Here is a 22,084-nt window from a genome sequence, read left to right on the forward strand (position 1 = left end):
TTCCGTAAGGTTCGCGCCTTTTTTATGGCCTGCAGTCCGGCATTGCCGGGTCTGTTGAAAGAGATGGTTGGCCGTGAGGACGCCTTCGCGGGCAAGCCTCGCTCCTACAGTGGGACGTTGCCCACCGAACGCTTCTCACCACTCAATAGGCCGAGCGTTAGCTCGCCTGCTTTTGATCTTGATCTGCCCGCCCCTTCGGGAGGCGGAGTGGAGGCGTTCATCTGGGGGGGGGCGCGTAGCGCCGTGCGGCGAAGCCGCACACATCGAGAGGAGGTCGAAGCGAAGCCGACCGGAGGCGATGCCCCCAGATGAATGCCGGAGCGAAGGAACGCCGAGCCTAGGCGAGGGGCCGGACGTTCGGGGCGAGCCTTTTTTTGCTTACTTTTTTTTGGCGTTTGAAAAAAAAGTGAGTCGCCGTAAGGGCGAAACCATAAGCGGCCATTACCGCAGGAATGGATATGTACACCACGCAGAGACAGGTCGGCTATCAGGCCGCCTTCGCAAGCAGGCTCACTCCCACAGCCCCCCCATTACCAAATCGCAGGCGAAAAAAAGGGCAACCGAAGTTGCCCAAAATGCCTTGCGTGCTCATTACATCCAGAAAGAACTACGGCTTACGCTTATGCGAATCCTTCCAGATAAAAAATCCGAACCCTGCGAAAAACAGAACCATGAGGCCAACTGTCAGCACCCCTGCGATCACCACGTTGTCGAAAAACATGACGGCTCTCCTGCACTTGCCCTGTTGCGATAGGGCTAAGTTAACCAATCAGGCAGAAGAGAAAATTGACCAGGATCAATGTCGCCCAAGACAGGGCGTAAAGGAGGGGAAATAACTGACCTGCATCAACGGATGCAGGGTGTTTCAGCGCTTTTTCGGCTTGTTCTTCGGTTTCTTTTTGGCTTTACCCAACGGCATCGCCTGCTCAAACGCCTGACGCACTTCATTCAGACGCTTTTCATTAAGGTCATGAACCCGCTTGGCGCGTTCGGAATTGAGATCAATCAGCTTGTCGTCTTGGCTCATGGTGCTCAGTACATCGTATGGCAGGGTTGTCACAATAATGCGGTCTCACGGCAGCGCTGACCAGCCACAACCTCAAATCTGGATATCGACCCACAACCCCTGGCGCGGCTGATCTTCCATCAACGGCGCCACCGGCACGGTATTGTCGGCATTGAGCTCGTTACCGGGAATCGCCAGATGCTCTTCCGGATCTTCATCAGCCTCACGACGACGCCGTTCCCGCTCCTGCTTGCGCCGCTGTTCCTCGCGCAGCTGAAAAGCCGCTTCTTCGGGATCTCGCTGTTGCAGGTCGATGGTGTTTTCGTTGGAGCTTTCCTGCACCGGCACGACAGGCGGAATATCCGGGCGCTGGCGGATCGGGTCCTGCTGTGACGTGATCGGCACGGCACTCAAAGGGAGCATCGGTGGCAGCATAATTATTAGTCTCCTGTCAGCAGGCTGTCGGCTGCGGGGATGGCGACTTGAGCCATCGGTCGCAAACTGTGACCGGTTTGGCACCAATTGGTGCCCCGACCTGCAAGCATCGCGTCGCTGGGCTAACGTAAGAGTGCGAGTTTTTATGAGAGTCCTTTGGCCCTGAAGCCCTCATTCCGTTAAGATAGCCCGCTTTTTCAAGGTGGGAGTCAGGCAGCATGGCGCAGCAGTATCAACCGGGGCAACGCTGGATCAGTGACAGCGAAGCCGAGCTGGGTTTAGGCACCGTTCTGGCACAGGACGGCCGCTTGTTGACCGTGCTCTATCCGGCCACTGGCGAGACTCGCCAGTACGCGCTACGGAATGCGCCCCTCACCCGCGTGCGGTTTTCGCCGGGCGACTCCATCACTCACTTCGAAGGCTGGAAGCTGACCGTCCAGGAAGTCGACGACGTCGATGGCCTGCTGGTCTACCACGGCCTCAACGCGCAGAACGAAGTGGTTACCCTGCCGGAAACCCAACTGTCGAACTTCATTCAGTTCCGCCTGGCCAGTGACCGTTTGTTCGCCGGGCAGATCGACCCGCTGGCCTGGTTCTCCCTGCGCTACAACACCCTGGAACACACCAGCCGCCAATTGCAGTCCGCGCTTTGGGGCCTCGGTGGCGTACGCGCGCAACCGATCGCGCACCAGTTGCACATCGCCCGTGAAGTCGCCGACCGCATTGCGCCGCGGGTTCTGCTGGCCGATGAAGTGGGCCTGGGCAAAACCATCGAAGCCGGCCTGGTGATCCATCGCCAACTGCTCTCGGGCCGCGCCAACCGCGTGCTGATCCTGGTGCCGGAGAACCTGCAGCACCAGTGGCTGGTCGAGATGCGCCGCCGCTTTAACCTGCAAGTCGCGCTGTTCGACGAAGAACGCTTCATCGAAAGCGATGCCGCCAACCCATTTGAAGACACCCAGCTCGCGCTGGTTGCACTCGAGTGGCTGGTGGACGACGAAAAGGCCCAGGACGCGCTGTTCGCCGCCGGTTGGGACCTGCTGGTGGTCGACGAAGCGCACCACCTGGTGTGGCACGAAGACAAGGCCAGCCCTGAATACACCTTGGTCGAGCAACTGGCCGAAGTCATTCCCGGCGTCCTGTTGCTGACCGCGACCCCGGAACAACTGGGTCAGGACAGCCACTTTGCGCGCCTGCGCCTGCTTGACCCGAACCGTTTCCATGACCTGCACGCCTTCCGCGCCGAGAGCGAAAACTATCGCCCGGTGGCCGAAGCCGTTCAGGAGCTGCTGGACAAAGGGCGCCTGTCGCCGGAAGCGCACAAGACCATTCACGGTTTCCTCGGCAACGAAGGCGAAGCGCTGCTGACCGCCGTCAACGATGGCGACATCGAAGCCAGCGCCCGCCTGGTCCGCGAACTGCTGGACCGCCACGGCACCGGCCGCGTGCTGTTTCGCAACACCCGCGCCGCCGTGCAGGGTTTCCCGGAACGCAAACTGCATCCGTACCCGCTGCCGTGCCCGGACGAATACCTCGAACTGCCGCTGGGCGATCACGCCGAGCTGTACCCGGAAGTCAGCTTCCAGGCCCAGCCGGACGCCAACGAAGAAGAACGCTGGTGGAAATTCGACCCGCGCGTCGAGTGGCTGATCGATCAGCTGAAGATGCTCAAACGCACCAAAGTGCTGGTGATCTGCGCCCACGCTGAAACCGCCATGGACCTGGAAGACGCCCTGCGTGTGCGCTCCGGTATTCCGGCCACGGTCTTCCACGAAGGCATGAACATCCTTGAGCGTGACCGCGCCGCGGCCTACTTCGCCGACGAAGAATTTGGCGCACAGGTGCTGATCTGCTCGGAAATCGGCAGTGAAGGTCGTAACTTCCAGTTCTCGCACCACCTGGTGCTGTTCGATCTGCCATCCCACCCGGACTTGCTCGAGCAGCGTATCGGTCGTCTGGACCGGATCGGCCAGAAGCACATCATCGAACTGCACGTGCCGTATCTGGAAACCAGCCCTCAAGAACGGCTGTTCCAGTGGTACCACGAGGCGCTGAACGCGTTCCTCAACACCTGCCCGACCGGCAACGCCTTGCAGCATCAGTTCGGCCCGCGCCTGCTGCCACTGCTGGAAAACGCCGACGATGGCGAGTGGCAAGCCCTGATCGACGAAGCCCGCGCCGAGCGTGAGCGCCTGGAAGCCGAGTTGCACACCGGCCGTGACCGCTTGCTGGAACTCAACTCCGGCGGCGCTGGCGAAGGTGATGCGCTGGTCGAGGACATTCTCGAACAAGACGATCAGTTCGCCCTGCCGATCTACATGGAAACCCTGTTCGACGCATTCGGCATCGACAGCGAAGACCATTCGGAAAACGCCCTGATCCTCAAGCCGAGCGAAAAAATGCTCGACGCCAGTTTCCCGCTGGGCGACGACGAAGGCGTGACCATCACTTACGACCGTAACCAGGCGCTGTCTCGCGAAGACATGCAGTTCATCACCTGGGAACACCCGATGGTGCAAGGCGGCATGGACCTGGTCTTGTCCGGTTCAATGGGCAACACCGCCGTGGCGCTGATCAAGAACAAGGCGCTGAAACCGGGCACCGTGTTGCTGGAACTGCTCTACGTCAGCGAAGTGGTTGCGCCGCGCTCGCTGCAACTGGGCCGTTACCTGCCGCCGGCCGCCCTGCGCTGCCTGCTCGATGCCAATGGCAACGACCTGTCGGCACGGGTGTCGTTCGAAACCTTGAACGATCAACTGGAAAGCGTGCCCCGCGCCAGCGCCAACAAGTTCATCCAGGCTCAGCGCGATCAACTGACGCCACGGATCAACGCCGGCGAAGAGAAGATCTTCCCGCGTCACGCCGAACGGGTTGCCGAAGCGCAACGTCGTCTGGCGGCCGATACCGACGAAGAGCTGGCACGTTTGACCGCACTGCAAGCGGTCAACCCGACCGTGCGCGACAGCGAACTGGTTGCCCTGCGCAAACAACGCGAGCAGGGTCTGGCGATGCTGGATAAAGCCGCGTTGCGGCTGGAAGCGATTCGGGTGTTGGTGGCGGGTTAAACCGCCCCGCTCCACCGCTGAAAACAAGAAGGCCCGCAGTGATGCGGGCCTTTTTTATTGCCTGAAATTTGATGCAGTGATGCTGATGGCCGCATCGCTAGCAGGAGCAGGCTAGCGCCCACAGGGGATTTGTTAACGCTGTAGATCCAATGTAGGAGCCAGCCTGCAGGCGATAGCGATTATGCAGTCGCCACTGCAACATCAGATTCACCCACAGCGACCAACCCTTCCTTCATCCGCTTCGAATCCCGAACAAAACACCGCGAAGCCAAAAACAGAAACACCATGGTGAAAAACAGCGCCACCGGGATCAAGTACATCGCGTCATGCAAGCCGACCGCCTTGAATGCCTCGGTCATTTGCTCGGTGCCTGCCGCGGCCATCGCCGTGTGCGCGAAGTGGTCGGACAAACCACCCACCACCACCGGTCCCAAACCACCGCCCAGCAAGTACAACCCGGCGAAGAACAGCGCCATCGCCGTGGCCCGCAAGCGCGGTTCGACCACGTCCTGAATCGCCGTGTAAACGCAGGTATAGAAGTTGTAAGCAAACAGCCAACCCACGCTGAACACTGCCACGAACACCCCGATCTCGATCCGCCCGGCATGCAGCGCCCACGCGGTACAGACCGTCGAGATGATCAGGCTGAATGCCGCAAACAGCAGGCGCCCATTGGCCACTCGCTGGTGAATCTTGTCGGCGACCCAGCCACCGAGCGTCAATCCGAACAAACCGGTCACGCCGACGATCACGCCGGTCGCCACCGCCGCTTCCTGCAACGGCATCAGGAAGTAACGCTGCAACATCGGCACCAGAAACGAGTTGCAGGCATAAGTAGCGAAGTTGAAGCACAACCCGGCCAAGACCAGCCAAAGAAAGGTCGGCACCGCCAGAATTCGCCGGATCGGCTTGTCGACTTTCTCTTGCGAGACCTGCACGGTTTCTGCCGCGCCACGCTTCGGCTCTTTGATGAAGAACATGAAGATCGCGAGGATCAGCCCTGGCACCGCCGCGATGAAGAACGGTGCACGCCAGCTATCGAACGCTTTGACCATTGCGCCAATGGTGAAGAACGCCAGCAGCAGGCCCAGTGGCAGACCGAGCATGAAAATGCCCATGGCCCGCGCGCGACGATGCGCCGGGAACAGGTCGCCGATCAGCGAGTTGGCGGCCGGCGCGTAACTGGCTTCGCCGACGCCGACGCCCATGCGCACGATCAGGAACGCCCAGAAATTGCCCACCAGCCCATTGACCGCCGTCAGACCGCTCCACGCCGCCAGGCCCCAGCCCATCAGCTTGCTGCGCGAACCGGTATCGGCCATGCGCCCCAGGGGCAAGCCGGCAATGGCGTAGACGATGGTGAATGCAGTACCGATGATCCCCAGCTGAAAGTCGCTGAGGTGCCATTCCATGCGGATGGGTTCGATGATGATGGCCGGGATGGTGCGATCGAAGAAGTTGAACAGATTGGCCAGGAACAGCAGGAACAGAATGCGCCAGGCATTCGCCGCTTGGGTCGAGTTCTGCATGGGGGTCCGTCTCTTTTATTGTTATTGGGGCTTCGCTGTCCCCGGAACCTCCAATCTAGACAGGCCCGCCGGAGCTGTCTGTAATTATTCGTAATGCTGATATCAACCCATGGAGCCAAATCCAAACCTGTGGGAGCGAGCTGCTAGCGAAGAGGCCGGCACATTCAATACAGAGGGTGACTGATCCGCCGCTTTCGCGAGCAGGCTCGCTCCCACAAGGGATTCTGCAAGGCAAGTATTTCTCGCCATTGGTCACATGAAAAAATACTTTTTCGCCCCCTTCCCAAGTTCAAAGCGAAGCCTAGAATAGCGGCCTTGCCTGCCCCACCAATCCCCTATCCCTCTTTGATTATCGCCCATGTCCGAAGCCAGTCCGTGTCTGAATTGCGGTGCCTGCTGTTCTCATTTTCGCGTGTCTTTTTTCTGGGGTGAATGCACCTCGGCCGGGGGAACGGTGCCTGACGAGCTAGTCGCCCCCATCAGCCCCAGCCGGGTGGCCATGCTGGGCACGGACTGCAAACCCACTCGCTGCGTCGGGCTGGTCGGCGAAGTCGGCAGCACCGTGCAATGCTCGATTTACGACCAACGTTCCAGCACCTGTCGGGAGTTCGACGCCTCCTGGGCCAACGGCGAGGCAAATGTGGATTGCGATGCGGCACGGGCAGCGTTCGGATTGCCGGCCCTGCAACCGGAATTCGAGTTCCCTTATGAGCAGATCGCCTGAATACCGGCGCCTGTAATTACAAAATGTTCGAATGCAATGTGCCACTACCGTTTGCACTCTTTGTGTGACCTCTATACTCCAAGACATTCGCCAGGGTTCATGGTGTCGGCTGGATAAATACGAGGCGTCCGATGGAGTGGCCAGCTTTATATTTCACGACTCAACTGCCTGAGACTGGCCAGGTCATCCTCAATTGCACCCATAACCCCTTTCTGGTGTTGCTGGCCTATGTGGTCGCCTGTGCGACCGGCTTCGCCACACTGGACATCACCGAGCGGATCGGCCACGCCGAGAAAGCGGCGTCCCAACGACTATGGCGCTGGGTTGGTGCCGGGTGTCTGGCGGGCGGTATCTGGGCCATGCACTTTGTCAGCATGCTGGCCTTCCAGGCCCCGATCGAAATCCATTATCAGTTACCCGTCACCCTGATCTCGTTGCTGTTTGCACTGACAGCTTCTTGGCTGGCGATGCATACCCTCAGCCATCCTCATCTGACTTTCTGGAAAACACTGCGGGCCGCGGTATGGATCGGCCTGGGTATCGCGACCATGCATTACGTGGGTATGGCCGCGATGCGCTCCTACGCGACGGCCTATTACAACCCTGCCCTGTTCGCGCTCTCTATCGTGATCGCAATTGGCGCCAGCCTGGCGGCCCTGTTGATTTCCCGTCACCTGTGCGAGGGCAGCGGCGTGGTTCATCAACTGCTCAAATACACCGCCAGCCTGGTGCTCGGAGCCGGCATCGTCAGCATGCATTTCACTGGCATGGCGGCGCTCAACCTGGTGCTTCCCATCGATAGCCCCCAGCCACTGCCCGACGACAACACCCACCTGCAACTGGGGCTGACGGTGGCGGTAATGACCTTGCTGATCATCGGCAGCAGCATCAGCGCGGCATTGGCCGACAAGAAGCTGCAACACAAGGAATCCGACCTGAAGCGGGTCAACATCCTGCTCAGCCAACTGGATCAGGCGCGCTTGTCGCTGCAACAGGTGGCGCACTACGACGCGCTGACCAACCTGATCAACCGCCGCGGCTTCAATCAGATTTTCGCCGAAAAACTGCTCGAAAAGACCAACGAAGGCGGGATGCTTGCCGTGATGTTCCTCGACATCGACCACTTCAAGCGGATCAACGACAGCCTGGGCCATGACGCCGGCGATGAATTGCTCAAGGTCCTGGCCAGCCATATCAAGGATTCGGTACGCAGCCATGACGATGTGGTGGCGCGCTTCGGCGGGGACGAGTTCTGCATCCTCATCGGGCTGCATGACCTTGAAGAAGCCCGGAGCATGGCCCAACGCATCATGCTGAAGATGAAAGAGCCCGTCGAGCTGTCCGGCCGCAGCATGGTCATGACCACCAGCATCGGCATCAGCGTTTTTCCGCAAGATGGTATGACCTGCGAGGAGCTGCTGAAAAACGCCGACCTGGCGCTTTACCAGTCCAAGGGCTGCGGGCGCAACGGGCTGCATTTTTTCAGTCCACACATGAAAAACCGTGCCACGCTGGAGCTGCAACTCGAAGAAGAACTGCGGTACGCCCTGCGCAACGACGCCGGTCTGATCCTTTATTACCAACCGATCTACGACCTGAAAAGCGGCCAGGTCACCAAACTCGAAGCGCTGATTCGCTGGCAACACCCGGTTCACGGGTTGCTGGCACCGGATCGGTTCATTGCCATTGCCGAGGCCAACGGCCTGATCAACGAACTGGATAACTGGGTATTGCACAAGGCCTGTGAGGATCTTGGAGTGCTGTCTCGCCAGGGGCGCGAAGAACTCAAGATCGCCGTGAACTGCTCGCCGCTGAACCTCGCCCGGGAAGAGTTGGCCGATGAAATCGAAAACGCCCTGCGCATCGCCGGAGTGTCACCACAACGGCTGGAACTCGAAGTCACCGAAAACGCGCTGATGGGCAATCTCGCCAACACCCTGGCGTTGTTGAAGCAGATCCGTTCTCTCGGCGTCTCGCTCTCGATCGACGACTTCGGCACGGGCTATTCATCCCTGGCCTACCTCAAGCGCCTGCCGCTGAACACACTGAAAATCGACCGCTCGTTCATTCAGGACATCCCCAAGGCCACCCAGGACATGGAAATCGTCCACGCCATTATCATCATGGCCCACACCCTGCATTTACAGGTCGTCAGCGAGGGCGTCGAAACGCCCGAGCAACATGACTTTCTCGAACGCCAGGGCTGCGACCTGGTTCAAGGCCACCTGCTCAGCCGCCCGGTACCGCTGGCCGAGCTGCCTGCGGTGCTGGCCGAAATCAATCAGCGCAAACATTCACGCAGTGTCAGTTCTCTGAGCCTGGCTACGGTACAACTGCACTAACGTCGACGGATCCTTTTCCAAAAAGCCCTGCCCCCCATGCAGGCGCATCAGTTGTGCGGCCAATCCGCTGATCGGCGTGGCCGAGCCCTGTTCGCGGGAGAATTTCACCGCGGTGTCGAGGTCTTTGAGCAGCGTACGCACGTGCCACTTCACCGGTTCGAAACGACTCTCGGCCATCTGCGGGGCGAGGATCTGCAGCGGTTTTGAATCAGCGAACCCTCCCGCCAGCGCCTCGGCGATCAGGCTGGCGTCAACCCCGGAGCGCTCGGCCAGTGCCACCACTTCAGCAATCACCAGTGCATTGCAGGCAACGATCATCTGATTGCAGGCCTTGGTCACCTGCCCGGCGCCGACACCGCCCATGTGAGTCACCCGCTGACCGAGGTTCAACAGCACCGGCTTGACTCGCTCAAGGTCTGCCGCTTCGCCGCCGACCATAATAGCCAGGCTACCGGCCTCGGCACCGACGACCCCGCCGGACACCGGAGCGTCCAACCAACGCATGCCGCATTGGTCGACAAGCGCCGATGCCATGTCCCGCGTCGCCGTCGGTTCCAGACTGGAAAAGTCCACCAGCAACTGACCGCTTTTCGCCCCCTCGGCAATGCCAGCCGGACCGAAAACCACCTCGCGCACCACCGCCGTGTCCGCCAGGCACAGCATCACAACTTCGGCGTGCCGAGCCAATTCGGCCGCTGTCGCCACTTGCCGGGCGCCGGCCTCGACCAACGCTGCGCACTTGGCCGGGTTGCGATTCCACACCGTCAGCGGATACCCCGCCGCCAACAGGCGGCGGCACATGGGCAAGCCCATCAGGCCGATTCCGGCAAAACTCAACGAAGGTAGCGTTGACATCATTTAGCCTTCTTTTTGATTAAAGATCGCAGAATATTGGCCGATTCATCATGACTAAGGAAAGGATTCCCCCGAGCGACGCTCAGGCTTAGTCCCTGACGCTTGGGCAAAATACGCGCTAAAAAAGTCGCGAGTTCCTATTCCGTGAAGGTTCGACGACACCGTGTCGCCGAGCTAACCAGCCCAGGTACATGGCGCCCAATGACCTCTAAAAATAATCCGGCCACTACGGTTTCCGACCTGACACTGAGCCCCGCGGCGAACAGCCCCTCATCGTCGAAGCCATTGATCCCGTCACGTCCTCTGGCCAGTCAGCAATACCTGTATTTCACCGAAACCAACACCGACCGCATCCTCGATAACCTCGATGGCCTGCGCGACATGGTGTTCCCGCGCCCACCGCACCTGGAAGGCGACAACGAACAGCACAGCGATCAGGAATTCCCGTCGGTGTGCCTGATCGGCCTGGGACGTTGCGGATCGAACATTGCGCTGGACGTCGCGGAGCTGGTGTACAACGCCCGCAAGTTCTACCTCAACGAATTCAACAACGAAGACCGCCTGTCGCCGGACAAACGTTACGCCGAAAAGGGTTACAGCCCGGCGCAGTGGATTCGCAACAACCTGCGCCTGGGGCCGAACAAGGCCACCAAACCGGTGTTCCTGGTCGAGCCGCTGGTGATGCTCGGCGACCTGGACAAAGACATCGCCGGTCGCATCCGTTTCTCGCGCAAGGGCGAAAAGAGTGGCTTCCTGCGCGACTACAGCAAAATGAAGATCATGGACTTGTCGGAAGTCCACGCCGGTGGCGCCGGTAACGCGCCGATCCTCGGTCAGTACCTGGCCAAGATCATCCTGAACAAGGACACCCAGCGTTTCTCCAGCCCGGACTGGAAAATGATTCACTCGTACCTGATCGACAGCTGCGGGATCAAGGCCAACCAGTCGCGCCTGTATTTCTCGATCTTCAGTGCCGGCGGCGGTACCGGTTCGGGCATGGCCTCGGAATTCGGCCTGGCCCAGCAACACTCGTACATGAACAAGACGTTCGACACCAAGCCGATGGATGAGCACGACGGCAAGAGCGGTCACTCCTTCGTCTTCGAGCCGATCTTCACCAGCGGCATCTGCGTGCTGCCGAACATTTCCGATCACCGCAGCGAAATGTCCGAGGCGCTGCACATCAACGCCGGTCGCCTGCTGTGCAAATACCTGTCGGAAGAGTGGGACTTCTCCTATAACTTCGCCAACGAAGACAGCAGCGAGGCCAGCGTCATGGGCCGGATCCGCCCATGGAACGCCATGATGCTGATCTCCAACGACATCATGCGGTATGCCGAAGAAAGCGATGACGGCAACATTCAGAACATCGACGTCAACGCGATGGAAAAGCACGCCAACCAATACATCTCGCAGCAGATTTTCAACATTCTGACGGCGCAGGCGGTCACGACTGACTACGACCAGAACTATTTCCGTCGCGCCGGCATCGACATCGGCGAAACCATTCGCCTCGACGCCAACGACCTGTTCATGAGCCTGGCCGGCCCGGTGGCGATTGCCTACGCCGAGTCCGTGGTGCCGGAAACCCCGCCGCCGAGCAGCGACAAGTTCAAGGTGTTCGAGAAAGAGCCACAGCGTCTGAACATCGACGACCTGTTCTTCCGTTCCATCGACCTGCCGCACTTCAACAAAGTGACCCAGGCGATCGAAGGCATCAGCCTGTTGCCGATCGAGTCCAAGCGCTATCGGGCCTCGCTGGAGCAGTACAAGAACTCCGGTTATGACGCGGCCGCGTTGCACGACCTGCACTTCTTCAAGAACTGCTCGTCGGTGGTGTCGATTGTCTCGCTGCCGAAAGACTACAAGCTGTCCTACATGGACTTGAACCGGTTGAAGACCCACCTCAACAGCCTGTTCCCCAACACTACGCTCAAGCGTTATGCCCTGGTGATCGGCGCTTCGGCCAACTTGTCGCTGACCACCCTGATCGCCAAGAGCCCGTGCCTGTCGGACGATTTCCTGACGCTGATCGTGGCCTTCATCAAGCGCTGCTTCGCGAAGAACCCGTACCGCTTCGACGACACCCTGGATAACTCGATCCTCGACTTCATCATCAATGAAGACTTCGACGAAGACCTGATCGACGATCTGCTGAACGAGTTCGAGAACCCGGCGAAGATCCTCGACACCAACTGGTACGCGATCAAACCGATGTACGAGAAGAAGTACCGCGAGCTGATCAACGACAAGGACAAATTCGTCTCGATCAACGACATTCGCCTGTCGCGCGACTGCGTGAAGAAGGCGATCAAGTACCTGCGTGAGATCTACCGTCACCGGATTGGCAAGACCAAGGTTATTTCGCTGAATAACCATACCGGTAAAACCTTCTAAAACCGCGTCGCGCCCAATCGCGAGCAGGCTCGCTCCCACAGGGACCGCATTTCTTCTGAAGAAACGCGGTTAACTGTGGGAGCGAGCCTGCTCGCGATGGCGGCATCGGATTCACCGGAAAATCCAACATCCAGAAACAATTAAGCAGCCCGAAGGCTGCTCAATAAACTGTTCCCGTTACGTTTACGTCACCCTCGCCAAGACCCTTCTGTGGCCTTTCTCTACGGCAACATGCCATCACGCTACTCACCTACACACTTTTGGTCGCCCGCCAGGCGCACCAATAAAGTGCGGACAGTCAGCTCGTCGCCCTTTCCTGGATCAGAATCCACGGCGAAACCACCACAGCCCACAGCTGCGGGTCGCGTTCAAAAAGATCCAGCGCCCGCGTTTCAGACAGCTTGGCGACCTTGTCGGCAGCCAGCCAGGCAGCCACTTTCTCGCCTTCATCCGTCGCAACAGCTTGGGCAGCAGCGATCAAATCCAGGCCGGGATCGACCCACAATAGGGCACCCTTGGCAAAGAAGGGCTCCAACTCTTTCCACGTAATAGATGCGGTTTCACCAAGCAGCTTGGCATAGAGGGTGCTAGGTTCTTCATTCATGGGCACTGTCCGGAAAAGAAATCGACGCGAATGATAACGTCGGTGGTCTGGCAGAAAAACCCGGATGCAATTGAGTCACCGAAAGAAAAGAGCAGGAAAGCCAGGGAATGCTGCTGAATCAAGCAATTAGCCAGCTAACATCCCGCCGCTATTCTGTCTTTTTCTTTCAATTAAGCGACACCCTCAGGTTTTGCCCCCCGGCGCCAGCTTCCCAGGCTAACAATTGGCGCTCTACACTGTACCGGTACAGTTGTCGGGGGCATTTTCCGGAGGATATCGAAGATATCTGACCCGGTTCTGCTGCTACGGCGCCAGGACTATAAAAACTACAACAGTAAGAGTGGAGCACTATGACTAAGGCTACTAAGCAGATTTCCAAACTGTTTGCCGCTATGGTTCTGGCCGGGGTTGCCAGCCATTCGTTCGCAGCTGACACCATCAAGATCGGCATCGCCGGCCCTAAAACCGGCCCTGTAGCCCAATACGGCGACATGCAGTTCAGTGGCGCCAAAATGGCCATCGAACAGATCAACGCCAAAGGCGGCGTAGACGGCAAGAAACTCGAAGCCGTTGAATACGATGACGCCTGTGATCCAAAACAAGCGGTAGCGGTCGCGAACAAAGTCGTCAACGACGGAGTCAAGTTCGTAGTCGGTCACCTGTGCTCCAGCTCCACCCAACCGGCTTCGGACATTTACGAAGACGAAGGCGTGATCATGATCACCCCGGCTGCCACCAGCCCGGACATCACCGCCCGTGGTTACAAAATGGTGTTCCGCACCATCGGTCTGGACAGCGCCCAAGGCCCTGCCGCCGGTAACTACATCGCCGACTTCGTAAAACCGAAGATCGTTGCTGTCCTGCACGACAAACAGCAATACGGTGAAGGCATCGCCACCGCCGTTAAACAAACCCTCGAGAAAAAAGGCACCAAGGTTGCCGTGTTCGAAGGCATCAACGCCGGCGACAAGGACTTCTCGTCGATCATCCAGAAACTCAAGCAAGCCAACGTCGACTTCGTTTACTACGGTGGCTACCACCCTGAGCTGGGTCTGATCCTGCGCCAGGCAGATGAAAAAGGCCTGAAAGCCAAGTTCATGGGTCCGGAAGGCGTGGGTAACGACTCGATCTCGCAGATCGCTCAGAAAGCTTCGGAAGGTCTGCTGGTGACGCTGCCGAAATCCTTCGACCAGGATCCGGCCAACATCGCCCTGGCTGATGCGTTCAAAGCGAAGAAAGAAGACCCGAGCGGTCCGTTCGTGTTCCCGGCCTACTCGGCTGTGGAAGTGATTGCCGAAGGCATCAAGGCCGCCAAGTCCGAAGACACTGCCAAAGTGGCTGCTGCCATCCACGCAGGCACCTTCAAGACGCCTACCGGCGACCTGAGCTTCGACGACAAGGGCGACCTGAAAGACTTCAAATTTGTGGTTTACGAGTGGCACTTCGGCAAACCAAAAACTGAAGCCAAGCCTCAGTAAGGCGTTGCCTGACTGACTGCCAATAAAGCCCACGGCGTGCCGTGGGCTTTGTTTTACGAATGTATTGGGCCGCGCTGGCGTGATCCGCCAGTCTCCCCACCTGAAAATCTCAAAACCGTCATCAGCGGTTCGCTGGCAAACCTCGCGTTCGAAGTGGATGCAGATCCACGGGGCTCGAGCGGGAAAATGACTCCACCAGTGAAATGCGTATCAGGTTTTTAGGAGCGCTGTAATGCCTGACATCTATCACTTCCTCCAACAGCTGGTTAATGGCCTGACCATTGGCAGTACGTATGCCCTGATCGCCATCGGCTATACGATGGTTTACGGCATCATTGGAATGATCAACTTCGCCCACGGCGAGGTGTACATGATCGGCTCCTACGTGGCGTTCATCGCCATCGCCGGGTTGGCCATGCTGGGACTCGACAGCGTTCCGCTGTTGATTACCGCTGCTTTCATCGCGACCATCGTCGTGACCAGTGCCTACGGTTACAGCATCGAACGCGTCGCCTACCGCCCTTTGCGCGGCAGCAACCGTCTGATCCCGCTGATTTCCGCCATCGGCATGTCGATCTTCCTGCAGAACACGGTTCTGTTGGCGCAAGACTCCAAGGACAAATCCATAGCCAACCTGATCCCCGGCAGCTTCACCTTCGGGCCAGGTGGCGCACATGAAGTGCTGATTTCCTACATGCAAATCGTGGTATTCGTGGTGACCTTCGTCGCCATGCTCGGCTTGACAATGTTCATCTCCCGCTCTCGTCTCGGACGTGCCTGCCGCGCCTGTGCCGAAGACATCAAGATGGCCAACTTGCTGGGCATCAATACCAACAACATCATCGCCCTGACCTTCGTCATCGGTGCCGCATTGGCGGCCATCGCGGCCGTCTTGTTGAGCATGCAATACGGTGTGATCAACCCGAACGCCGGGTTCCTCGTTGGACTCAAGGCGTTCACCGCAGCGGTACTGGGCGGTATCGGCAGCATCCCGGGAGCCATGCTCGGCGGGCTGGTATTAGGGGTGGCGGAAGCCTTTGGTGCCGATATCTTCGGCGACCAGTACAAGGACGTCGTGGCTTTCGGCTTGTTGGTTCTGGTTCTGTTGTTCCGGCCGACCGGCATCCTTGGCCGTCCGGAGGTTGAAAAAGTATGACTAGGAATCTTAAACAGGCACTGTTCAGTGCTTTGCTGGTGTGGGCCGTGGCCTACCCGGTACTGGGTCTGAAACTGACCATCGTCGGCATCCACCTCGAAGTGCACGGCACCAGCAGCGCCACACTGATCACTATCGCGGTGTGCTCGGTGCTGATGTTCCTGCGGGTGCTGTTCGATCAACAGATCAGCTCGGCCTGGCGCTCGTCGCCAAACATGCCGCTGATTCCGGCCAAGGCCAGTAACTTCCTGACCCTGCCGACCACCCAACGCTGGATCATCATTGCGCTGATCGCCGGTGCCCTGGTCTGGCCGTTCTTCGGCTCTCGTGGTGCGGTGGATATCGCCACGCTGGTGCTGATCTACGTGATGCTCGGCCTCGGCCTGAACATCGTGGTCGGCCTGGCCGGCCTGCTCGACCTGGGTTACGTCGGCTTCTATGCCGTCGGGGCGTACAGCTATGCATTGCTGTCGCACTATCTGGGTCTGGGCTTCTGGATCTGTCTGCCGATCGCCGGCCTGATGGCGGCCACTTTCGGTTTCCTGCTCGGCTTCCCGGTACTGCGTCTGCGCGGCGACTACCTGGCGATCGTGACCCTGGGCTTTGGTGAAATCATCCGTCTGTTCCTGCGTAACCTCACCGATATCACTGGTGGCCCGAACGGCATCAGCAACATCGAGAAGCCGACGTTCTTCGGGCTCACCTTCGAGCGCAAAGCGGCAGAAGGCATGCAGACGTTCCACGAGTACTTCGGCCTGGCCTATAACTCGATCAACAAGGTGATTTTCCTCTACCTGGTTGCACTGTTGCTGGCCCTGGCTGCGCTGTTCGTGATCAACCGTTTGCTGCGCATGCCGATCGGCCGTGCGTGGGAAGCGTTGCGTGAAGACGAGATCGCCTGCCGTGCGCTGGGTCTGAATCCTACGGTCATCAAGCTTTCCGCCTTCACCCTGGGCGCCGCCTTCGCAGGTTTCGCCGGCAGTTTCTTCGCTGCCCGTCAGGGCCTGGTGACACCGGAGTCGTTCACCTTCATCGAGTCGGCGATCATCCTCGCCATCGTCGTATTGGGTGGCATGGGCTCGCAGTTGGGTGTGATCCTCGCGGCCGTGGTGATGATCCTGCTGCCGGAAATGATGCGTGAGTTCAGTGAGTACCGCATGTTGATGTTCGGCGCCTTGATGGTGCTGATGATGATCTGGCGTCCTCAAGGCCTGCTGCCCATGCAACGTCCTCACATGGAGCTGCGCAAATGAGCCGCGAGATCCTTAAAGTCGAAAATCTGAGCATGCGCTTCGGCGGCTTGCTGGCGGTCAACGGCGTGGCCCTGACCGTGAAGGAAAAACAGGTGGTTGCACTGATCGGCCCTAACGGCGCCGGCAAAACCACGGTGTTCAACTGCCTGACCGGTTTTTACAAGCCGAGTGGCGGCAGCATCCTGCTGGACGGCGAGCCGATCGAAGGCCTGCCAGGCCACAAGATCGCCCTCAAAGGCGTGGTGCGCACCTTCCAGAACGTGCGGTTGTTCAAGGACATGACCGCGGTCGAGAACCTCTTGATCGCGCAACACCGTCATCTGAACACCAACTTCCTGTCTGGTCTGTTCAAGACCCCGGCATTCCGCAAAAGCGAACGCGAGGCCATGGAGTTTGCCGAGTTCTGGCTGGACAAGGTCAACCTCACGCAGTTCGCCAACCGCCCGGCCGGCACCCTGGCCTACGGTCAGCAACGCCGTCTGGAAATCGCTCGCTGCATGATGACCCGCCCGCGGATCCTCATGCTCGACGAACCGGCCGCCGGCCTGAACCCGAAGGAAACCGAGGACCTCAAGGCGCTGATCAGCATGCTGCGTGAAGAGCACAACGTCACCGTGCTGCTGATCGAACACGACATGAAACTGGTCATGAGCATTTCCGACCACATCGTCGTGATCAACCAGGGCACGCCTCTGGCCGACGGCACGCCGGAACAGATCCGCGACAATCCTGAAGTGATCAAAGCCTACCTGGGGGAAGCGTAAATGCTGCAATTTGAAAACGTTTCCACCTTCTACGGCAAGATCCAGGCGCTGCACAGCGTCAACGTTGAAGTCCGCCAGGGCGAGATCGTGACCCTGATCGGCGCCAACGGTGCCGGCAAGTCGACCTTGCTGATGACCCTCTGCGGTTCGCCGCAAGCCCACAGCGGCAGCATCCGCTACATGGGTGAAGAGCTCGTCGGCCAGGACTCGTCGCAGATCATGCGTAAAAGCATTGCGGTCGTGCCGGAAGGTCGTCGAGTGTTCGCCCGCCTGACCGTGGAAGAGAACCTGTCCATGGGCGGATTCTTTACCAACAAGGGCGATTATCAGGAACAGATGGACAAGGTTCTCGGACTTTTCCCACGCCTGAAAGAACGCTTTGCCCAACGCGGCGGCACCATGTCCGGCGGCGAACAGCAAATGCTCGCCATCGGCCGTGCGCTGATGAGCAAACCCAAGCTGCTGCTGCTGGACGAGCCATCGTTGGGCCTGGCACCGATCATCATCCAGCAGATCTTCGACATCATCGAACAGCTGCGCAAGGATGGCGTGACGGTGTTTCTGGTAGAGCAGAACGCCAACCAGGCGCTGAAAATTGCCGACCGTGCCTACGTTCTGGAGAACGGCCGGGTGGTGATGACCGGCACGGGGGAAGCACTGCTGACTGATCCGAAAGTGCGCGAAGCGTATCTCGGCGGCTAAGCAATTGCGGTAAACAAAAAACGGCCTTCGGGCCGTTTTTTTGTGCCCGCCATAAACCTTCACGGCAATAAAGACCCCCTGTGGGAGCGAACCTGCTCGCGATAGCGGAGTGTCAGTCAACAAAACCGTTGAAGGCGAAACAGCTATCGCGAGCAGGCTCACTCCCACAAGGGGTCGGTGGTGTTTTGAGATTTTTAAAAAAGTTTTGCACTGGGCTGTAACGCATCGCGATGACCTCTCTCTAGAGGGGTAAGCCAGCACACACGCGGCTTACCAAAACTCAAACAACGGAGAAACATCATGACTGCTACCACCCGCACCCTGTCCGCCACCGCCCTCGTTCTGGCCCTTGGTTCTGCGCTGAGCATGGCCGCTGTCTCCACCGTCCAGGCCGCCGACAACAGCAACATGGAAAAATGCTTCGGCGTGGCCATGAAAGGTCATAACGATTGCGCCGCAGGTGCAGGCACCACCTGCGCCGGTACTGCCAAGATGGACCACCAGGCAAACGCCTGGAAACTCGTTCCGAAAGGCACTTGCGCCACCACCGAAAGCAAAACCTCGCCGACCGGTTTCGGTCAGATGGAAGCCTTCAAAGCCAAAGCCTGATCCGCCTCCCAGCCTGAGTGTCGACCATGAACAATTCACTGTTCGGGCTCCCGCCCCGCGCCGGGCTGGGGCTCAAGACCGGGCACTTGCGTGAAGTGCTCGGTTCAAAGCCGGACATCGGCTTCTTCGAAGTCCACGCCGAAAACTACATGGTGGCCGGCGGCCCTTTTCATCATTACCTGGGGTTGATCCGCGAGCAGTATCCGCTGTCGCTGCATGGCGTTGGCCTGTCCATCGGTGCCGAAGGTCCGCTGGATGTTCAACACCTGCAACGCCTTGCCGAGCTGATCGAGCGCTACCAACCCCACTCCTTTTCCGAACACCTGGCCTGGTCAAGCCATGGCCCGGTGTTCCTCAACGACTTGCTGCCACTGGCCTACGACAACGCGACGTTGAACCGCGTCTGCGAACACATCGATCAGGTGCAAACCACACTCAAACGCCCAATGCTGCTGGAGAACCCGGCGACGTACCTGGCGTTCCAACGCTCGACAATCGATGAGGCCGACTTCATCAGCGAAGTCATTCGCCGCACAGGCTGCGGGCTGTTGCTGGACGTGAACAACGTTTACGTGTCGAGCATCAATCATCAACGCGATCCTGTGGCCTACATCGATGCCCTGCCCCTTCATGCCGTCGGCGAGATTCATCTGGCCGGATTTGCCGAAGACACCGACAGCCTCGGTGACCGTCTGTTGATCGACGATCACGGCGCGCCCATCGACAACGCCGTGTGGGCGCTGTACGTGCAAGTGCTGGAGCGTGTCGGACCAGTAGCAACGCTGATCGAACGCGACAATCAGGTGCCAGCCTTCGGCGTATTACACGCCGAAGCGCGTCAGGCCGATGAGTTGTTGCGATGCGCCGAGGTCCGGTCATGAGCAATCACGCCGATTTCGCCGCCGCCCTGCTTGATCCGGAGCGGCCCTGCCCTGACGGATTACTCAGCGTCAATGGCGCCGATCCGGCCAGCCGTTTCGCGGTGTATCGCAACAATGTGCAGGCCTCGCTGATCAACGCGTTGGCGGACAGTTACCCCGTGGTTGTGCAATTGGTCGGCGATGAATTCTTCCGGGCCATGGCCGGTGTTCATGTGCAAGGCTCCCCGCCCCGCAGCCCGTTGATGAATGACTACGGGCACGATTTCGCAGCCTTCATCGAAGGCTTTGCGCCCGCCGCCAGCGTGCCTTATCTGGCCGATGTCGCCCGATTGGAGCGCCTGCGCGTCATCGCGTATCACGCGGCCGATGCGCAGCCCCTGGAGCATGAGCAGATCGCCGCAGCACTGGCCGACCCGCAAGCCCTGAGCGAGCTCACCGTCGAACTTCATCCCTCCCTCAACCTGTTGAGTTCTGCCTTCGCGGTGGTGGCGATCTGGGCGGCGCATCAACAGGAAACAACGCTGGCGGGGATTGACCTGAGCCAGGGACAACACGCGCTGGTGTTACGTAATGGCCTGGACGTTGAAGTATTCGCCATCGATCAAGGTGCCAGCGCGTTCATCCAGTATCTGCAAAACGGCCAGTCACTGATGCAGGCGCTGGAAGCCGCCCCCGCCTTCGACCTCAGCCAAACCCTGGCGCTGCTGATCAGCCGCAACGCCATCACTCACTTGCATAACAACAAGGTATCGCCATGAACATCCGGACCGAATCACAGAACCCCATCGTTCGCGCCATCGCGTTACTGGAGATGATTCCCCGCAGTCTGATCGCCTTTATCGCGCGCTTCTCGATTGCGGCGGTGTTCTGGAAGTCCGGGCAAACCAAGGTCGAAGGCCTGGCCATCGACCTGTTTGACGGCTCCTTCCAGCTTGGCGTGCCGCATCTGGCGGACTCGACCATCCCGCTGTTCCAGAGCGAGTACCACGTGCCATTGCTGTCCCCGGAACTGGCGGCGCACCTGGCCGCCTTCGCCGAGCATGTCTTCCCGATGCTGATCCTGATCGGCTTCGCCACGCGATTTTCGGCGCTGGCCTTGCTGGGCATGACCCTGACCATTCAACTGTTCGTGTACCCCGACGCCTACCCGACCCATGGCACTTGGGCGGCGGTGTTGCTGTACCTGATGGCGACCGGGCCGGGGAAATTGTCGATCGATCATCTGATCGCCCGCCATTTCGCCCGGTAAACATCTTCCCCTGTGGGAGTGAGCCTGCTCGCGATAGCGCTGTGTCAGTCAACATCAATGCTGAATGTCACACCGCTATCGCGAGCAGGCTCACTCCTACAAGGGGTGGATGTGGGCGGCTATTGCTGAAGACGCGCCAATGCCTCGCCGCTGCGTTTAAACCAATCAATCAAGTAGTCCGCCAACACCTGCGTGCGTTTGGGCAGTCCGCCCTGATACGGATGCACCAGGTACATCGGCATGCTCCGCGTCTGATAATCACGCAGGAGCCAGCGCAATCGCCCGTCAGCCAATTCCGTTTGCAGCAGGTAGGAAGGCAACCGCGCAATGCCGGCCCCTGCCAGCGCTGCTTTTTTCAACAGGCTGTAGTGATTGCTGGCAAACGGACCCGACACTCGCACCCGCAGCAACTCGTGCTGCTGGTGATACAGCCATTCTTCGCGACCGCTGTAATGGCTGTTGAGCAGACAGCGATGGTCGGCCAACGCCTGGGGCGTCTGCGGCTCACCGTACTGTTCGAGATAGGCCGGGCTGGCGCAGGTCATTTCGTGCCAGGCCAGCAGAGGACGCGCGACCAAGCGTTGGTCATTGGCCACTTCGGAGCGGATGGCCAGGTCAAAACCGTCTCGGGACAAATCGTGAAAGCTGTTGTTGAGGTCCAACTCGATCTGCACCTCGGGATATTGGCGGGAAAATTCCAGCAACAAGCCATCGAAGAAGGTTTCCCCCAGCGAGACCGGAACCGTCATGCGCACCGGCCCGGCCATGTCGTCCTTCAACCGCGCCAACGCCTGACGCGCCTTCTCGACTTGAACCACCAGCGCCTGGGCTTGAGGCAACAGCGCCGCGCCCGCCGCCGTCAAACTCAAACGGCGGGTGGTGCGTTGCAGCAAGACAACGGAGAACCGTGTTTCCAGCAAGCTGATGCGCTTGGACAACTGTCCCTTGCTGCAGCCCAATTGCTGCGCCGCCAGGGTGAAACTGCCCGCTTCGATCAACACCGCGAACGCCGCCAGATCATCCATCTCGCTCATG

The 22,084-nt window shown here is 59.2% G+C and carries 20 protein-coding genes; 13 read left to right on the forward strand and 7 right to left on the reverse strand.

Features of this window, described 5'->3' with window-relative positions:
• Window positions 1-607 precede the first annotated feature (607 nt).
• From ccoM to BLU63_RS03210, 3 genes are all read right to left on the reverse strand, one after another.
• Window positions 608-721: a cytochrome c oxidase subunit CcoM gene (gene ccoM / locus BLU63_RS33605; RefSeq protein WP_010462558.1), complete on the reverse strand. Its 114-nt coding sequence runs from the start codon at window positions 719-721 to the stop codon at window positions 608-610.
• Window positions 722-865: 144 nt separating this feature from the next.
• Window positions 866-1,027, reverse strand: a complete 162-nt coding sequence (locus BLU63_RS32980) for a hypothetical protein (RefSeq protein WP_007935839.1) — start codon at window positions 1,025-1,027, stop codon at window positions 866-868.
• Window positions 1,028-1,099: 72 nt separating this feature from the next.
• On the reverse strand, window positions 1,100-1,441 hold the full coding sequence (locus BLU63_RS03210) for a hypothetical protein (protein ID WP_010462560.1): 342 nt from the start codon (window positions 1,439-1,441) through the stop codon (window positions 1,100-1,102).
• Between the two features lie 218 nt (window positions 1,442-1,659).
• Between BLU63_RS03210 and rapA the strand changes: the two genes are divergently transcribed.
• On the forward strand, window positions 1,660-4,506 hold the full coding sequence (rapA, locus tag BLU63_RS03215) for an RNA polymerase-associated protein RapA (RefSeq protein ID WP_010462562.1): 2,847 nt from the start codon (window positions 1,660-1,662) through the stop codon (window positions 4,504-4,506).
• 179 nt (window positions 4,507-4,685) lie between these two features.
• On the opposite strand, the gene BLU63_RS03220 is transcribed toward rapA, so the two are convergent.
• A complete protein-coding gene (locus BLU63_RS03220) occupies window positions 4,686-6,035 on the reverse strand; it encodes a spinster family MFS transporter (RefSeq protein WP_083374872.1) in 1,350 nt (449 codons plus the stop codon).
• 358 nt (window positions 6,036-6,393) lie between these two features.
• Here BLU63_RS03220 and BLU63_RS03225 point away from each other — a divergent pair, with 358 nt between their 5' ends.
• Window positions 6,394-6,759 (forward strand): YkgJ family cysteine cluster protein, encoded by a 366-nt coding sequence (locus BLU63_RS03225; protein WP_042932325.1) that lies wholly within the window; start codon window positions 6,394-6,396, stop codon window positions 6,757-6,759.
• Between the two features lie 131 nt (window positions 6,760-6,890).
• Window positions 6,891-9,101, forward strand: a complete 2,211-nt coding sequence (locus BLU63_RS03230; protein WP_083374873.1) for a putative bifunctional diguanylate cyclase/phosphodiesterase — start codon at window positions 6,891-6,893, stop codon at window positions 9,099-9,101.
• Here the strand turns inward: BLU63_RS03230 and BLU63_RS03235 are convergent.
• Window positions 9,054-9,959, reverse strand: a complete 906-nt coding sequence (locus BLU63_RS03235; protein WP_167362269.1) for an NAD(P)-dependent oxidoreductase — start codon at window positions 9,957-9,959, stop codon at window positions 9,054-9,056. The genes BLU63_RS03230 and BLU63_RS03235 overlap by 48 nt on opposite strands.
• A gap of 198 nt (window positions 9,960-10,157) precedes the next feature.
• Here BLU63_RS03235 and BLU63_RS03240 point away from each other — a divergent pair, with 198 nt between their 5' ends.
• A complete protein-coding gene (locus tag BLU63_RS03240) occupies window positions 10,158-12,353 on the forward strand; it encodes a hypothetical protein (protein ID WP_077749561.1) in 2,196 nt (731 codons plus the stop codon).
• Between the two features lie 298 nt (window positions 12,354-12,651).
• On the opposite strand, the gene BLU63_RS03245 is transcribed toward BLU63_RS03240, so the two are convergent.
• Complete coding sequence (locus BLU63_RS03245) at window positions 12,652-12,957, reverse strand: DUF2288 domain-containing protein (RefSeq protein WP_010462574.1); 306 nt, start codon at window positions 12,955-12,957, stop codon at window positions 12,652-12,654.
• Window positions 12,958-13,307: 350 nt separating this feature from the next.
• Here BLU63_RS03245 and BLU63_RS03250 point away from each other — a divergent pair, with 350 nt between their 5' ends.
• From BLU63_RS03250 to BLU63_RS03290, 9 genes are all read left to right on the forward strand, one after another.
• The gene (locus BLU63_RS03250) at window positions 13,308-14,435 is read left to right on the forward strand and encodes a branched-chain amino acid ABC transporter substrate-binding protein (protein WP_010462576.1); all 1,128 of its coding nucleotides are present in this window, start codon (window positions 13,308-13,310) and stop codon (window positions 14,433-14,435) included.
• 232 nt (window positions 14,436-14,667) lie between these two features.
• Window positions 14,668-15,591, forward strand: a complete 924-nt coding sequence (gene livH / locus BLU63_RS03255) for a high-affinity branched-chain amino acid ABC transporter permease LivH (protein ID WP_010462578.1) — start codon at window positions 14,668-14,670, stop codon at window positions 15,589-15,591.
• On the forward strand, window positions 15,588-16,844 hold the full coding sequence (locus BLU63_RS03260) for a high-affinity branched-chain amino acid ABC transporter permease LivM (RefSeq protein WP_010462580.1): 1,257 nt from the start codon (window positions 15,588-15,590) through the stop codon (window positions 16,842-16,844). Before livH ends, BLU63_RS03260 begins: the two co-directional genes overlap by 4 nt.
• Window positions 16,841-17,608 carry a high-affinity branched-chain amino acid ABC transporter ATP-binding protein LivG gene (livG, locus tag BLU63_RS03265; RefSeq protein ID WP_010462581.1) on the forward strand — a complete coding sequence of 256 codons (768 nt, stop codon included), beginning with the start codon at window positions 16,841-16,843 and terminating at the stop codon, window positions 17,606-17,608. The genes BLU63_RS03260 and livG overlap by 4 nt, the downstream gene beginning before the upstream one ends.
• A complete protein-coding gene (locus tag BLU63_RS03270) occupies window positions 17,609-18,310 on the forward strand; it encodes an ABC transporter ATP-binding protein (RefSeq protein ID WP_083374874.1) in 702 nt (233 codons plus the stop codon).
• Between the two features lie 300 nt (window positions 18,311-18,610).
• Window positions 18,611-18,919, forward strand: coding sequence for a BufA1 family periplasmic bufferin-type metallophore (locus tag BLU63_RS03275; RefSeq protein WP_010462585.1), 309 nt, complete (start codon window positions 18,611-18,613; stop codon window positions 18,917-18,919).
• A gap of 26 nt (window positions 18,920-18,945) precedes the next feature.
• A complete protein-coding gene (bufB, locus tag BLU63_RS03280; RefSeq protein WP_083374875.1) occupies window positions 18,946-19,800 on the forward strand; it encodes an MNIO family bufferin maturase in 855 nt (284 codons plus the stop codon).
• Entirely contained in the window at window positions 19,797-20,558 is a 762-nt protein-coding gene (locus BLU63_RS03285; protein ID WP_083377240.1) for an HvfC/BufC N-terminal domain-containing protein, read from the forward strand. Before bufB ends, BLU63_RS03285 begins: the two co-directional genes overlap by 4 nt.
• The gene (locus BLU63_RS03290) at window positions 20,555-21,049 is read left to right on the forward strand and encodes a DoxX family protein (RefSeq protein ID WP_077749563.1); all 495 of its coding nucleotides are present in this window, start codon (window positions 20,555-20,557) and stop codon (window positions 21,047-21,049) included. The genes BLU63_RS03285 and BLU63_RS03290 overlap by 4 nt, the downstream gene beginning before the upstream one ends.
• Before the next feature lie 119 nt (window positions 21,050-21,168).
• Here the strand turns inward: BLU63_RS03290 and BLU63_RS03295 are convergent, their stop codons facing one another.
• Complete coding sequence (locus BLU63_RS03295) at window positions 21,169-22,083, reverse strand: LysR family transcriptional regulator (RefSeq protein WP_010462593.1); 915 nt, start codon at window positions 22,081-22,083, stop codon at window positions 21,169-21,171.
• Between the last annotated feature and the right edge of the window lies 1 nt (window position 22,084).

Origin of the sequence: Pseudomonas mandelii, from assembly GCF_900106065.1 — a bacterium.
In the GTDB taxonomy this organism is placed as follows: domain Bacteria; phylum Pseudomonadota; class Gammaproteobacteria; order Pseudomonadales; family Pseudomonadaceae; genus Aquipseudomonas; species Aquipseudomonas mandelii.

Excerpts from the sequence above, each read along its gene's own strand:
- ccoM (WP_010462558.1), bottom strand. The coding sequence starts at position 721 with ATGTTTTTCGACAACGTGGTGATCGCAGGGGTGCTGACAGTTGGCCTC.
- BLU63_RS32980 (WP_007935839.1), bottom strand. The coding sequence starts at position 1,027 with ATGAGCCAAGACGACAAGCTGATTGATCTCAATTCCGAACGCGCCAAG.
- BLU63_RS03210 (WP_010462560.1), bottom strand. The coding sequence starts at position 1,441 with ATGCTGCCACCGATGCTCCCTTTGAGTGCCGTGCCGATCACGTCACAG.
- rapA (WP_010462562.1), top strand. The coding sequence starts at position 1,660 with ATGGCGCAGCAGTATCAACCGGGGCAACGCTGGATCAGTGACAGCGAA.
- BLU63_RS03220 (WP_083374872.1), bottom strand. The coding sequence starts at position 6,035 with ATGCAGAACTCGACCCAAGCGGCGAATGCCTGGCGCATTCTGTTCCTG.
- BLU63_RS03225 (WP_042932325.1), top strand. The coding sequence starts at position 6,394 with ATGTCCGAAGCCAGTCCGTGTCTGAATTGCGGTGCCTGCTGTTCTCAT.
- BLU63_RS03230 (WP_083374873.1), top strand. The coding sequence starts at position 6,891 with ATGGAGTGGCCAGCTTTATATTTCACGACTCAACTGCCTGAGACTGGC.
- BLU63_RS03235 (WP_167362269.1), bottom strand. The coding sequence starts at position 9,959 with ATGATGTCAACGCTACCTTCGTTGAGTTTTGCCGGAATCGGCCTGATG.
- BLU63_RS03240 (WP_077749561.1), top strand. The coding sequence starts at position 10,158 with ATGACCTCTAAAAATAATCCGGCCACTACGGTTTCCGACCTGACACTG.
- BLU63_RS03245 (WP_010462574.1), bottom strand. The coding sequence starts at position 12,957 with ATGAATGAAGAACCTAGCACCCTCTATGCCAAGCTGCTTGGTGAAACC.
- BLU63_RS03250 (WP_010462576.1), top strand. The coding sequence starts at position 13,308 with ATGACTAAGGCTACTAAGCAGATTTCCAAACTGTTTGCCGCTATGGTT.
- livH (WP_010462578.1), top strand. The coding sequence starts at position 14,668 with ATGCCTGACATCTATCACTTCCTCCAACAGCTGGTTAATGGCCTGACC.
- BLU63_RS03260 (WP_010462580.1), top strand. The coding sequence starts at position 15,588 with ATGACTAGGAATCTTAAACAGGCACTGTTCAGTGCTTTGCTGGTGTGG.
- livG (WP_010462581.1), top strand. The coding sequence starts at position 16,841 with ATGAGCCGCGAGATCCTTAAAGTCGAAAATCTGAGCATGCGCTTCGGC.
- BLU63_RS03270 (WP_083374874.1), top strand. The coding sequence starts at position 17,609 with ATGCTGCAATTTGAAAACGTTTCCACCTTCTACGGCAAGATCCAGGCG.
- BLU63_RS03275 (WP_010462585.1), top strand. The coding sequence starts at position 18,611 with ATGACTGCTACCACCCGCACCCTGTCCGCCACCGCCCTCGTTCTGGCC.
- bufB (WP_083374875.1), top strand. The coding sequence starts at position 18,946 with ATGAACAATTCACTGTTCGGGCTCCCGCCCCGCGCCGGGCTGGGGCTC.
- BLU63_RS03285 (WP_083377240.1), top strand. The coding sequence starts at position 19,797 with ATGAGCAATCACGCCGATTTCGCCGCCGCCCTGCTTGATCCGGAGCGG.
- BLU63_RS03290 (WP_077749563.1), top strand. The coding sequence starts at position 20,555 with ATGAACATCCGGACCGAATCACAGAACCCCATCGTTCGCGCCATCGCG.
- BLU63_RS03295 (WP_010462593.1), bottom strand. The coding sequence starts at position 22,083 with ATGAGCGAGATGGATGATCTGGCGGCGTTCGCGGTGTTGATCGAAGCG.